Source organism: Pantoea sp. GW821-FHT03E06 (assembly GCF_059420725.1).
The window spans coordinates 464,214-477,109 of the sequence record NZ_JBWKUG010000001.1; the positions used below are offsets into that span (position 1 = coordinate 464,214).

13 protein-coding genes and 1 tRNA gene are annotated in these 12,896 nt (G+C 56.0%); 4 read left to right on the top strand and 10 right to left on the bottom strand.

Going from position 1 to position 12,896, the window contains the following annotated elements:
- Positions 1 to 101: 101 nt before the first annotated feature.
- The 4 genes from AC07WB_RS02085 to AC07WB_RS02100 are packed head-to-tail and all read right to left on the bottom strand — an operon-like array spanning position 102 to position 3,429.
- Entirely contained in the window at positions 102 to 872 is a 771-nt protein-coding gene (locus AC07WB_RS02085; protein WP_097095144.1) for a 5-oxoprolinase subunit PxpA, read from the bottom strand.
- 21 nt (positions 873 to 893) lie between these two features.
- The gene (locus AC07WB_RS02090) at positions 894 to 1,880 is read right to left on the bottom strand and encodes a 5-oxoprolinase subunit C family protein (RefSeq protein ID WP_494939962.1); all 987 of its coding nucleotides are present in this window, start codon (positions 1,878 to 1,880) and stop codon (positions 894 to 896) included.
- Positions 1,877 to 2,587, bottom strand: a complete 711-nt coding sequence (gene pxpB, locus AC07WB_RS02095) for a 5-oxoprolinase subunit PxpB (RefSeq protein ID WP_494939963.1) — start codon at positions 2,585 to 2,587, stop codon at positions 1,877 to 1,879. Before pxpB ends, AC07WB_RS02090 begins: the two co-directional genes overlap by 4 nt.
- A gap of 2 nt (positions 2,588 to 2,589) precedes the next feature.
- Positions 2,590 to 3,429 carry a transporter substrate-binding domain-containing protein gene (locus tag AC07WB_RS02100; protein ID WP_097095141.1) on the bottom strand — a complete coding sequence of 280 codons (840 nt, stop codon included), beginning with the start codon at positions 3,427 to 3,429 and terminating at the stop codon, positions 2,590 to 2,592.
- A 268-nt stretch (positions 3,430 to 3,697) separates the two neighbouring features.
- Between AC07WB_RS02100 and AC07WB_RS02105 the strand changes: the two genes are divergently transcribed.
- Positions 3,698 to 4,618, top strand: coding sequence for a DMT family transporter (locus AC07WB_RS02105; RefSeq protein ID WP_494939964.1), 921 nt, complete (start codon positions 3,698 to 3,700; stop codon positions 4,616 to 4,618).
- A 67-nt stretch (positions 4,619 to 4,685) separates the two neighbouring features.
- Here the strand turns inward: AC07WB_RS02105 and AC07WB_RS02110 are convergent, their stop codons facing one another.
- Positions 4,686 to 5,381 carry an RraA family protein gene (locus AC07WB_RS02110; RefSeq protein ID WP_494939965.1) on the bottom strand — a complete coding sequence of 232 codons (696 nt, stop codon included), beginning with the start codon at positions 5,379 to 5,381 and terminating at the stop codon, positions 4,686 to 4,688.
- Positions 5,382 to 5,840: 459 nt separating this feature from the next.
- On the opposite strand from AC07WB_RS02110, the gene AC07WB_RS02115 reads away from it, so the two are divergent.
- Together AC07WB_RS02115 and AC07WB_RS02120 are read left to right on the top strand one after the other, a co-directional pair.
- Positions 5,841 to 6,206, top strand: coding sequence for a type II toxin-antitoxin system RelE/ParE family toxin (locus AC07WB_RS02115; protein WP_097095138.1), 366 nt, complete (start codon positions 5,841 to 5,843; stop codon positions 6,204 to 6,206).
- On the top strand, positions 6,193 to 6,492 hold the full coding sequence (locus AC07WB_RS02120; RefSeq protein WP_097095137.1) for a helix-turn-helix domain-containing protein: 300 nt from the start codon (positions 6,193 to 6,195) through the stop codon (positions 6,490 to 6,492). Before AC07WB_RS02115 ends, AC07WB_RS02120 begins: the two co-directional genes overlap by 14 nt.
- An 88-nt stretch (positions 6,493 to 6,580) precedes the next feature.
- On the opposite strand, the gene AC07WB_RS02125 is transcribed toward AC07WB_RS02120, so the two are convergent.
- The 5 genes from AC07WB_RS02125 to aspA all read right to left on the bottom strand — a co-directional run bounded on the left by AC07WB_RS02125 (position 6,581) and on the right by aspA (position 12,049).
- Positions 6,581 to 6,656, bottom strand: a tRNA-Phe gene (locus tag AC07WB_RS02125).
- A gap of 108 nt (positions 6,657 to 6,764) precedes the next feature.
- Positions 6,765 to 7,343 carry a division control transcriptional repressor DicD gene (dicD, locus tag AC07WB_RS02130; RefSeq protein WP_097095136.1) on the bottom strand — a complete coding sequence of 193 codons (579 nt, stop codon included), beginning with the start codon at positions 7,341 to 7,343 and terminating at the stop codon, positions 6,765 to 6,767.
- Positions 7,344 to 7,409: 66 nt separating this feature from the next.
- Positions 7,410 to 9,110, bottom strand: a complete 1,701-nt coding sequence (locus AC07WB_RS02135; RefSeq protein ID WP_494939966.1) for a protein-disulfide reductase DsbD — start codon at positions 9,108 to 9,110, stop codon at positions 7,410 to 7,412.
- An 83-nt stretch (positions 9,111 to 9,193) separates the two neighbouring features.
- A complete protein-coding gene (locus AC07WB_RS02140) occupies positions 9,194 to 10,495 on the bottom strand; it encodes an anaerobic C4-dicarboxylate transporter (protein ID WP_345827380.1) in 1,302 nt (433 codons plus the stop codon).
- Between the two features lie 117 nt (positions 10,496 to 10,612).
- Positions 10,613 to 12,049: an aspartate ammonia-lyase gene (gene aspA, locus AC07WB_RS02145; protein ID WP_097095133.1), complete on the bottom strand. Its 1,437-nt coding sequence runs from the start codon at positions 12,047 to 12,049 to the stop codon at positions 10,613 to 10,615.
- A gap of 375 nt (positions 12,050 to 12,424) precedes the next feature.
- On the opposite strand from aspA, the gene AC07WB_RS02150 reads away from it, so the two are divergent.
- Positions 12,425 to 12,877, top strand: a complete 453-nt coding sequence (locus AC07WB_RS02150; RefSeq protein WP_176519199.1) for an FxsA family protein — start codon at positions 12,425 to 12,427, stop codon at positions 12,875 to 12,877.
- Positions 12,878 to 12,896 lie beyond the last annotated feature (19 nt).

The following is a 12,896-nucleotide window of genomic DNA, read 5'->3' on the forward strand; positions in this document are numbered from 1 at the left end:
CATGTATGACGACACTACCTATCACCTCGTAGGGTCGCCATTCATGGCGACCAGGTGCGCATAAATGCGCACCCTACGAAATACCATGTACAAATTTCGGGTTATTGCGCTAACACTTGCGCGGCCGGGGCGACCTGATGGCCGCTGGCTTCAATTTCGCTGCGCACAATGGTGGCGAGCGTCAGTGAACCGGGCGTGTCGCTGTGAACCAGAATCGAACGCGCGCGTATGGCAATCTCCTCGTTTTCTATCGTCGTGACCGTGCCGTGCTGCAAAAACTGACGCACGCGGGCGCGCAGCGCGGCTTCCTCTTTGATCACCGCACCGGCAATGCCGCGTGGCACCAGAAGACCTTGCGCGTCATAAGCGCGGTCCGCCAGAAATAGTGTGAGCGTTTTCAGGCCTGCGGCCTGCGCGGCGGCTTCGATGAGCGTATCAGGTTGAGCAAAGACGATCAGATCGCTATTGATGCGCGCCACTAATTCCATCACCTGTTGCGCCAGCGCGGCGTCGCGGTTGACGAGGTTGCCCATCGCGGCGTGGAAGCTTAGGTGCGACACGTGCGTGCCTTCCGCGCGGGCAATCGCCGTAAGTGCACCGAGCTGATACGCCACCTGCTGGCAAATCTCTTCGCTGCTAAATGGCAGCTCGCGGCGGCCAAAACCCTGACGATCGGGCAGCCCTGGATGTGCGCCAATGCCGACGCCATGCTGTTTCGCCAGCCGCACCATGTTGGTCATGATCGCCGGATCGCCTGCGTGGAAGCCGCAGGCAATATTGGCCGATGACACCACTTGCATCAGCGCGGCGTCATCGCACAGCTGATAAACGCCGAAGCCTTCACCCATATCGGAATTGACATCAATCTTCATGCTTAGGGTTCCTTGTGCGGATTAAACGGTTAGCGCTCTACGCAGTGGCTGGCAGCTGAGGCGCAGCCGATTCAGCCAGCGTGCCACTTCCTGTTCGATGGCGATCGCTTCGCGCGCATCGCTCTGGATCAGCTGGATCGATTGACCCGGCAGCACCTGGCCCAGTCGCCACAGATCCTGCTCGATCACTCCGGCGATCTTCGGATAACCGCCAGCGGTGTTGGCATCGCTCAGCTGGATAATCGGTTCTCCCCCCGGCGGCACCTGCACAATGCCGGGGATCAGCCCATAGGATCGCATCTCAATGGTTTCAGAGGGGAAAATGGGCGCGCCCGCCAGCCGATAGCCGGTGCGATTGCTTTGATTGGAGACTTGCCACGACTGTTGCCAGAAACGTGCGGCGTCGGCGGCAAACAGCGCATATTCGCCGGACGGAATGGCGCGCAGCTGAATGTCACCGGCGCTGTTACGCGGAAAATGCGCATGCAGCGCGCTGTCCGGCGGCTCAATACCGATGCCGCTTACCGGCAGCGGCGGGACGCGGCTTTCGCCCAGCGCCAGCCGATCGCCACGCTGCAGCGGGCGTCCATCAACACCCCCGAAACCGCCGCGCAGCGCGGTACTGCGCGAGCCGAGCACCAGCGGCACATCAATCCCGCCGGCGACGCACACATAGCCACGCGCGCCGCTGCGTGGATAGCGCAGCTCCAGTATCTGTCCGGCGCGCACGCCACAGCCCCACCATGGCGGTAGCGGCGTACCATCCAGCGTGGCGCGGCAATCGGCACCGGTCACCGCGATGCTGCTGTCCTGCAGAAAACGCATGCGAAAAGGGAACAGCTGCACCTCAAGCGCCGCTGCGTTCTCATCGTTGCCCAGTAACAGATTGCCAGCGCGCAGCGCCAGCGCATCCATGGCGCCGCTCACCGATACGCCCATGTGGCGGAAGTTGAAACGTCCAAGATCCTGGACTGTATTGAGCGCACCGCTCTGTTCGATCTCAATCACAGCTCAATCCTCTGCGGCAGAAAACGGATACGATCGCCCGGCGCCATCAGCGCAGGGGAATCCGCCAGCGGATCAAATACCGTTAACTCGGCAAACCCAATGGCGTTCCAGCCGTTGGGGCCGGTCAACGCCGAGACGCCCGCCTGCGCGCCGCCGATGGTGACGGTGCCTTTTAACATGCTCAGCGACGGTACTTTCTTGCGCGGCGTCGCCAGCTGCGGATCTAAGCCATGCAGATAGCCAAAGCCCGGTGCGCTGCCCAGTGCAAACACCGTATATTCGCTCTGGTGATGCAGGCGCACCACCTCACGGGGGGATAATCCGGTGTGATGACACACGGCTTCGAGATCGGTGGCGTGTTCGCCGCCGTAATGCACGGGAATTTCAATCAGTTTGCCCTGCGGGCTGATCGCCTGCGCCTGATCCCAGGCGGCGTGCAACTGCATGCGCACGGCGGTTTCATCAAGGGGAATATGGCGGAACAGCACCAGCAGATTGGTGACGCCGGGAATCAGCGCTTCAATCGCTTCATCGGCGTGCAGCAGACGCGCCAGTGACCAGATGCGGCGCTGTGCCGGAAGATCGAATCCACCCGGCGCTTCCACCAGCCAGGCGCGTGCGCCAATGGTCGAGAGCTTAATGTCAGAGGAGCAAGCCAACGCAGGGGCGCTGGCGGACGGGACCGCAGAGTGCGACATCACGGGCATGGTTATTCCAGCGGTTCAAATTTCAGACTGGCGAGCGGCTGCACGCGCTCTTCGCGCACCATTTTGTACTCCGTATTCGGACCGATCCAGGTGTCCCAAATCTTGTCGATGGTGCCATCATCGTCCATCGCCTTCAGGCTGCTGTTGACGCTGGCCAGCAACGCCGGTTCGTCACGCTTCATGCCGATACCAATCGGCTCCAGCGCCATCGGTTCCTTGATCATCGCCAGATTGATACCGTCCTTTTTCGCCTGCGCAATGGTTTTGATACCGGTCATGGTGTTGGTGACGAAGCCCACTGATTTATTCTGCTCGAGCGCGAGGAAGGCAGACGCCGAATCCTGGAAGGTGACGGCTTTGCCGCCTTTGATATGGATCGACTGCTCAGAGGTGGTGCCTTTGGTGGCGCTGATACGTTTGCCCTGGAAGTAGCTCAGCGGCTTATCGGCCAAAGGCGCTTTGACCAGCAGCATCTCTTTGGCGACGTAATAGGGATCGCTGAACTGAATCTGGTTGCCGCGCGTTTTGGTGTAGGCAAGGTTGGCGATCAGCACATCGGCGCGGCCAGTGGCGATTACCGCAATGCGCGCTTCAACTGAGGTGGGCACCAGCGTCAGCTTGACGTTCATCTGCTTCGCCAGCGCGTTACACAGATCGATATCCATCCCCGCCAGCTGACGCGTTTTCGGATCCGGAGAAGAGAAGGGCGGGACGTCTGAATAGACGGCGCACTTCAGCTCGCCGCTGGATTTGATGTTCGCCATCATGTCTGCATGCGCAGCCGAAATAGCCAGTAGCGGCAGCAGTGCCAGCCCGATGGTGGTAGGTCTTTTCATGGTCATGTGAACTTCCTCAATGATGAATACCACGGCGTCACCGGGACGGAGCGCCTGCGTTCTCGCTGTTCTGGACTATATCGGCTTTGTTTTCAGACGAAAAAGAGGGAAACCCTGTTATGCGATAGCGAAAAAATATGACCACGGGGACATAAGTTCTTTCTATTCAGGCAGAGCGAAAAAGTGTTATCCAGCGCACACTTTTCTCGCCACGCTGCACACATGTCCTCTCGGCAGTCCCGCCGATTGCACGTGGTAGAGAGAATAGAGAAGCATGAATGCCCGATTAGGCGTGTTACTGAAGATTTTGGCCGCGCTGTGCGCCACATTGATGCTGGCGTGTGTAAAAGGATTGAACGGCGCGATCCCTACCGGTGAAGTAATTTTTTTCCGCAGTTTTATCGCCCTGTTTCCGCTGTTGATATGGCTAAAAGCGCAGGGTAAGGTGCTGGAAAATCTCAAAACGCGTAACCTGTTTGGCCACTTTATTCGCGGTTTCTCCGGCACCGGCGGCATGTATTTTAACTATCTGGCACTGGTGTATATCTCGCTGGCCGATGCGACGGCGCTGAGCTACGCAGCACCGCTGTTTACGGTCATTTTGGCGGCGATGCTGCTTAAAGAGCGGGTGCGGCTTTCACGCTGGGTAGCGGTGGTGGTGGGATTATCAGGCATTGTGATCATGCTCTCATCAAGTTTGAGTGCCAGCGGGGCACTCTTCTCTGGCGGCACCCGCGACGCAACAGCCAGCCTCGGCGTGGCGTTTGCATTGCTTGCGGCCCTCTGTTCGGCCACCTCTAACGTGCAGATCCGTTTTCTCAACGGCATTGAGAAGCCCGGTGCGATTGTGTTCTATTTCTCGCTGATGACCACCCTTATCGGCCTGGCAACGGCGCTGTTCGGCTGGACCACACCCAATGCGTTGCAGCTGTTATTGCTGGTGGGCTGCGGCTTGTTTGGTGGCCTGGCGCAGATCCTGGTCACGCTGAGCCTGCGCTACGCTGATGCCTCGCTGCTGGCGCCGTTCGATTACACCACGCTGGTGTGGTCGATGCTGATTGGCTATCTTTTTCTGCATAGTTTACCGGGCAGCACGACCTTGTTGGGGGCGTCAGTGGTGGCGCTGGCCGGCATTTTCGCGGTGTGGCGTGAGAATCGCCAGCGTAAATTGGCGATGGTGAGCAGTACGCCTTAGCAAGGTGCGTATTGCGGCAGGGTGCGCAGGAATGCGCACCCTACAAGGGGGAAACATTGGCATTGCGTTAACGAAATACATCATCAATGATTTCAACCTGCTTGCTGCGCAGCGTTTCCGCCAGCCAGCTGCGCTCCAGCGCGCCGGTTTTCGCCAGTTCAAAGTTCTGTTCATCAACAATGAGATAAGCCTGCGCGGCTTCGAGAATGCGCGCCGCATCCTGGCGTGGAATGACAATCACGCCGTCTGCGTCGCCCAGCACAATATCGCCTGGGGAGACGTGGATTTTGCCGCAGGCAATTGGCACGTTGATTTCCCCCGGGCCATCCTTGAACGGACCGCCCGGCGTGTGGCCTGCGGCGTAGATCGGGAAATCCATGCGGGATAACCCTTCGATATCGCGTACCGGACCATCCAAGACAATGCCTTCCATGCCGCGCTGTTTGGCGTAGGTCGCCATTACTTCACCCATCAATGACTGGCTGCGATCGCCTTCATTCGACAGGATGATCACATCGTTACGGCCCGCCATGTCTAACGCTTTGTGCAGCATCAGGTTGTCGCCAGAGCGGGCTTTGACCGTAACGGCCAGGCCGCACATCACTGGCTGGCGCGGCGCGGTTTTCAGACTGATCTCGGCCGAGAGTGCGGGTAAGCGGCTCATGCAATCGGCTACCACCGCAGCCGGTAAACAACGGAATGCTTCCAGCAGCGGTTCGGCATCAGCGGGACGACGTAAATAGATTCGGTTTCCTGCGCTCATATTTATTCTCCTGTAGGGGCTAATTTAATTAATAGAATTTTTTAACGGGTAAATAATTAAATGGAAATGTAAGATGCTTAATTATTTAGGCATGGCTTTTCGGCACTTCAATAATGATGAGTGTCGTATAAGGATCTGAATCAACAGGTACTTGCTAGCATGGGATAAGCTTACGGGATGGCGCGGATGTTACCTATGGGATGTTACGGCTAACGGAAACAGGATCACGAATTAATATTTAGAGGGTTTTTAACTCTCTGATAATTAATTTTATTGGATTTTATTATGGAGGGATAAATTAAAAGTATTATCTGCATATTTAATTCTTTTCAGAGGCAGCTCTCAAATCTAAAACGTTCACTGCAACATCAGACAGAAATCTTGATGCAAATCATCTCTTAAAATATAACTTCCAGTTTATATGGCATGAATATAAACTACAGTTTATGAGAGTGCATTTTGAACAGTTGGGAAGTTGAAACGACTTTGCTCTTCGCAGCATGGCTGCAAGAACAAGATGATGAAATGATTGAGGATGTGTTATCGAGCCTTGAAGTGCTGAAGGTGTTCGGCCCAATGTTGGGGAGACCGGATGTCGATACTGTTACCGGCTCTCGTTTTGCCAACATGAAGGAGCTTCGTATTCAAAGCAATGGTAGGCCGATACGCGCATTTTTCGCGTTCGATCCAGTGAGGAAGGCTATCGTGCTTTGTGCGGGTGATAAAACCGGTGTGAATCAGAAGCGCTTCTACCAATCGATGATCAAACTGGCCGATAAAGAGTATCAGCAGCATCTGGAGGAATTAACCCATGCCAAAACTTGAAGAATTGATTGTCCAGCGCTCCCCAGAGTCTCAGGAGCGTATTAAGAATAAGACCGACCAAAAAATCATTGAGATTCGCCTGCGCCAATTGCGTGAGGAACTGGAACTTTCCCAGTTTCAGTTGGCTGAAAAAATGGGTATATCGCAACCTGCTATTGCCGCAATTGAGGCTCGAGGTGATGAGATAAAACTTTCAAGTCTGAAAAAATATGTCGAGGCTTTGGGCGGTAAACTGAGCTTGAACGTAGAACTTCCTACCGGGGATGGCCGGGTATTTCAGATCTGATGTGGATGAAGATGTCAGTGTAAAATCGGCATCATTTTTAGTTCGCAGAAAAGCAAAAACCCAGCCATAAGCTGGGTTTTCTAAATGTTGGTGCCCGGACGCGGAATCGAACCACGGACACGGGGATTTTCAATCCCCTGCTCTACCGACTGAGCTATCCGGGCAACGGGGCGCATTAAACCCTAATGGCTCACAGCCGTCAACGGCTTTCGTCAAAAAAACGTAGCAATCGTGATTGATTGCTGGCTTTTCAGACAAGATGGATAAAAAGGCTACGCCAGTGCGCCATTCTGACGACACAGCGCAATGCCGAGCACATCTTCCGCTAAGCGGCGCGCCGTTTCCACATCCTGTACGTTGCGTTTCACCAGCAGTTTGCTCAGGCAACCTTCCAGAATCAACTCCATCTGATCGGCCACCATGGTGGGATTATCCAGCGCTAAATCGACGAGAATTTCATGGGTAAACTGCCAGGAGCTGCGTTTTTGCTGTTCGGCTAACTGATGGACGGGCTGATCGGGCTGCGGGTAGAAACTACAGGCGGCGATAAACAAACAGCCCGGAAAGCGGCCTTTGCTAACGTATTCGCTTAGCACTTCGTAGCGCGCCAGCAGCTTTTGTTCGGCGCTGAGATGGTCATTGAGTTGAACCTGGCGGCGCCAGCTATCAATTTGCTGGCCGTGATAGCGCAATGCGTCGTAGAGCAGGGCGTCACGATCGGGCCAGAAGCGCGTGAGCTGCTCCGCTTCAAGGCCGCTTTCGCCCGCCAGCTGCGCTAAAGACGTGGTGGCGGCCAGGCCGCTCTGTTCGAGCACATTCAGCGCATGCTCGAGTATTTGTTCACGTTGCAAGTGACTCTCCTCTGGAATGCGGGCCCGCTCGCGGACGAACGGGCAGTGTCCTGCAGACAGTGTCGTTTAACGCGACACATTGTGCAAATGCGCACGGAAATCGGCGGCGTTAAGGAAGCCGGTAACACGCGAATCGGGAATCTCGTTGCCTTGCGCATCGAAGAACAGAATGGTCGGCAAGCCTAACACCTGCAGATGCTGCAGCAGCGCATTATCCTGCGCGTTGTTGGCGGTGACGTTGGCCTGCAGCAGCTGCACCTGGCTCAGCGCGCTGCGCACGCCATCGTCGCTAAAGGTGTATTTCTCGAACTCCTTGCAGGCGACGCACCAGTCGGCATAAAAATCGACCATGGTGATGCGGCCCTGCGCCTGCTGCAGCGCGCTCTCGAGCTGATCGCTGCTGCTGATGGTGTGGAACGGCAGATGCGCCACGGCTTGCGCGCTACTGCTGCTGCCAAATGCCCAATCCTGTAAGGGGCGAGCGCTGACGAGCGCAGCGGCCAGCATGAGGATCTGCAGCACCCGCCATTTGCCGGTCGCCCGCAGGCTGAGGCTGAATGCCCAGGCGAAAAACGCCACGCCGAGCAGGCTCCACAGACGTAAGCCCCACATATCGCCAATGACTCGTTCCAGCAGAAAAACCGGCAGCGCCAGAATCACAAAGCCAAAGCCCTCTTTAACCGTTTGCATCCACGGCCCGCTTTTCGGCAGCAGCTTGTTGCCAAACATCGTCACGGCAATCAGCGGCAGGCCCATGCCGAAGGCGTACAGCCACAGCGTGCCGGCACCGGCCCACAGATTTCCGCTCTGTGCGATATACAGCAGAATGGCGCTAAGCGGCGCGGTGGTGCAGGGCGAACAGATCAAACCTGCCAAAGCACCCATCATAAACACGCCCGGCAGCGACCCGCCTTGCTGACGATTGCTCCACAGGGTGAGGCGGGTTTGCAGGCTGGAAGGCAACTGCAGCGAGAACAAGCCAAACATCGACAGCGCCAGCACGATGAACAGCGCCGATAAGCCAATCAAGACGTAAGGATGCTGTAGCGCCGCCTGGAAGCGTAATCCCGCTGCCGCGACCACCATGCCGAGCACGGTGTACGTCAGCGCCATGCCCTGCACGTAGACCATCGCCAGCGCAAACAGACGTCCCATGGAATAACGGCCCGGGCCACCCAAAATGATGCTGGAGATCAATGGGTACATCGGCAGCACGCACGGCGTGAAGGCCACGCCAATACCAATCAACAGCGCCCACAGCGGGGAGAACGGCAGCGGCGTGCTGTGATTCGTTGGCTGCGCGCGGGCAGCGGGCGCATCCTGATTGGCGGCCACTGCACTGAGCGGCACACTGCGGGTTTCGGGGGGATAACAAAATCCAGCGGCAGCGCAGCCTTGATACGTCACGGTGACGGTCGCACCTGCATCGGCCTGGCGCAGGGTGATCGGCAGCTGCAGATCCTGCGGATAGATTTCACTTTTGCCGTAGAACTCATCTTCGTGCGGCTGGCCCGGCGGCAAGCTAAGGGGAGAAATCTGCGCCTTGTGCGGCGTGACGTGGATTTGCTGGCGATAAAGATAGTAGCCATCCTTCACCTTCCAGCTTAGCGTCAGCTGATTTCCCTGCTGGCTGAAATCAAAGGCAAAGGCCTGATCGACCGGTACAAAGCGGCTGTTGTTGTTGGATGAGAAGAGTGAGGCTTGTGCCGGAAGGCAGAAGACCAGCGCCAGGCAAAAGCCGGCAAGGCGAAAGAGTCGTGCAGCCATAACGAATGAATCAGCTCCGGTGGCGAATAAGCCGCGATGATAGCACGGCCGCCTCGCCACGAGGTTTTCAGGATGTAACGGCGCTACAGGATCAGGCTGCCGAACAGGAAGCCAAACGCCACCGAGAAGGCAATCGCCAACACGCCGGGGATAATAAAGGAGTGATTGAACACAAACTTGCCGATACGGGTTGAGCCGGTGTCATCCATTTCCACCGCCGCCAGCAGCGTCGGGTAGGTTGGCAGCACGAACAGCGCGGATACCGCAGCAAACGAAGCCACCGCCGCCAGCGGCGACACCCCAAGCATCAGCGCGGCGGGCATTAAGGCTTTGGTGGTCGCGGCCTGCGAATAGAGCAGCGTGGCGGCAAAGAACAGCACCAGCGCCAGCATCCACGGATAACTTTGCAACATATCGCCGGCCAGGGTTTGGATATCGGCCAAATGCGCTTTAACAAAGGTATCGCCCAGCCAGGCCACACCCATTACGCAGATACAGGCGCTCATGCCGGATTTAAAGGTGCTGGCGCTGAGAATTTCACCGGTATCGACTTTGCAGGTCAGGCAAATCAGCGTGGCTACGGTGAGCATAAATACCACGATAGCTTCGTTGCGCGGCAGCACGGGATTGCTGATCAGCCCAACGCTGTCGCTGATCGCCGTGGCATACAGTACCACCGCGGCGATACCGATCAGGAACAATAGCACCGCGCGTTTCGCCCCGGGTTTGAGGTGGTAAACCTGCTCACCGCGTAGCTTTACCTCGCCTTTTGCTAAACGCGCCTGATACACCTCATCCTCTTTGAGCTCTTTGCCAAGGAAGCTGGTGATGACGGCAGCACAGAAGATTGCCGCCATGGTTGACGGCAGCGCTACGCCGAGCAGCGCCAGATAACTCACGCCGTGTGGCTCGAGGACGGAAGCGAAAAACACCACCGCAGCCGAAAGCGGCGAGGCGGTGATGGCGATTTGCGAAGCAACGACGGCAATCGATAACGGACGAGAAGGGCGCACGCCTTGCTCTTTTGCTACTTCGGCAATCACCGGCAAGGTGGAGAAAGCGGTGTGGCCGGTGCCAGCCAGCAGCGTCATGACATAGGTCACCAGCGGCGCAAGGAAGGTAACGTAGCGGGGATGGCGACGCAGCAGGCGTTCTGCTAATCCCACCAAATAATCCAGGCCGCCGGCGATCTGCATCGCCGCGATCGCCGCAATGACTGCCATGATTATTTCGATCACATCAAATGGGATGGCACCGGGTTTAAGGCCGCAAAACAGCGTCAGCGCCAGCACACCCAAGCCGCCCGCGAAACCAATGCCGATGCCGCCCAGTCGCGCACCGAGCCAGATCGCCAGCAGCACAATCATCAACTCTACTATTACCATTCGTTCCACTCCCTGAGCCGCGGACACACCGAAGCTCTTAATATTGTTGCCGCCAAAATGAAAAAAGCACGCCGCATTGTATACGGGCGTGCTTTTGGCAACGTGATCTGGAGCGGATTACTGTTCGTTTTCGTCGGTGTAACGTTTCGCTTTATAAACCGGATACATCAGGTTCTGGATAGAGAAAATATCGTCCAGCTCCGCTTCGGTCAGCAGGCCGCGCTCCAGCACCACTTCCCGCACGCTTTTACCGGTTTCGGCACAAATCTTACCCACGATATCGCCGTTATGGTGGCCAATATACGGGTTGAGGTAAGTAACAATACCGATTGAGTTAAACACGTAGGCTTCACATACCGCTTTGTTCGCGGTGATGCCGTTAACGCATTTTTCCAGCAGGTTGAAGCAGGCGTTGGTCAGAATGCTGATCGATTCGAACAAGGCCTGGCCAATGACCGGCTCCATCACGTTCAGCTGCAGCTGACCGGCTTCAGATGCCATGGTGACGGTGATGTCGTTACCAATCACTTTAAAGCACACCTGATTCACTACTTCTGGTACGACCGGGTTCACTTTGGCGGGCATGATGGAAGAACCGGCCTGCAATTCTGGCAGGTTGATTTCATTCAGGCCAGCGCGTGGACCGGAGGAGAGCAGGCGCAGGTCGTTACAGATTTTCGACAGTTTCACCGCCAGACGTTTCAGCGCAGAGTGGACCATCACATAGGCACCGCAGTCGGAGGTGGCTTCAATCAGATCTTCTGCCGGCACCACCGGCAGATTGCTCACTTCCGCCAGACGCTGTACCGCCAGCTGCTGATAGCCATCCGGTGTGTTCAGGCGAGTACCGATTGCCGTTGCGCCAAGGTTCACTTCCAGCAACAGTTCGGCGGTACGCAGAATACTGCGCGTCTCTTCATTCAGCAGCACGTTAAACGCGTGGAACTCCTGGCCCAGCGTCATCGGCACCGCATCCTGCAACTGGGTGCGGCCCATTTTCAGGATATTTTCGAATTCGACGGCCTTCCGCTGGAAGCCTTCGCTCAGCTGGTTGATGCCATCGAGCAGTTTCAGGATCGAAGCATAAACCGCGATGCGGAAACCGGTTGGATAAGCATCATTGGTCGATTGACACTTATTCACGTGATCGTTGGGATTAAGATACTGATATTCGCCCTTCTGGTGGCCCATCAGCTCCAGACCGATGTTGGCCAGCACTTCATTGGTGTTCATGTTAACCGAGGTGCCCGCGCCGCCCTGATAGACGTCAACCGGGAACTGATCCATGCATTTGCCGTTATTCAGCACCTCATCACACGCCTGGATAATGGTGTTTGCGATGTTGCGGGGAATGGTTTGCAGCTCTTTGTTGGCGAGCGCGGCTGCTTTCTTCACCATGACCATACCGCGAACAAATTCCGGTATGTCACTGATTTTATTATTACTAATATAGAAGTTTTCAATCGCACGCAGAGTATGAACACCGTAGTAAGCATCTGCTGGAACTTCGCGCATGCCTAACAGGTCTTCTTCGATACGAATGTTGTTCGCCATGATTACCTTCTTATTATTGCTGCCTTGTTACTACCGGGCGTCCGGTTGGACGGGCGGCAAATAACGTGCAGGTGAAGCGATTATATTGTCGTGGAATGTCAGCGCCGACATATTATCCATCTTCGCGCTGACGGGCACGATCATATTCTGATGTTACAGAATTGTTTGTGCACAGATCACTTTACGGGCATTTGCAGGCCCAGCGGTAATAACGATATGTGATGTACTTCGCAATTTTAAGTCAGTGGGAAAAAAATGGCAGGTTCGGTTGAAATTGCCCGTTCAGATGCCCATCTCTATCCATACGGTCTTGCAGACCAACCCTTTCTGCTGCCTGGCGATTTGCGGGGCAGCTCCAACTCACAGGAGAATTCGGTGCGCTGGTTACCGTTACTAATTTTTTTCGTATTAGCCTGGATTGAAATCTCAATCTTCATTCAGGTCGCGCATGCGCTGGGCGTGCTGCTCACCATGCTGCTGGTGATTTTTACCTCGGCGATTGGCGTTTCGCTGGTGAAGAATCAGGGCATGAAGAACTTCCGGCTGATGCAGGAGAAGCTGGCGCGCAATGAAAGCCCGGCGGCAGAGATGACGAAAAGCGTTTCGTTAATCATCTCCGGCTTCCTGCTGCTGTTGCCTGGTTTCTTCACCGACTTCCTCGGATTATTGCTGCTGCTACCACCGGTGCAGAAGCATCTGACGCTGAAGCTGATGCCGCATCTGCGCGTATGGCGCGGCCCGGGCGCCGGTCCCGATGCGGGATTCACTGTGGACGGTGAATACGAGCGTAAGGATCAAGATCGGATTGGTCACGATAAAGACCAATAAGCAAAAGAAGGCGGCGCAA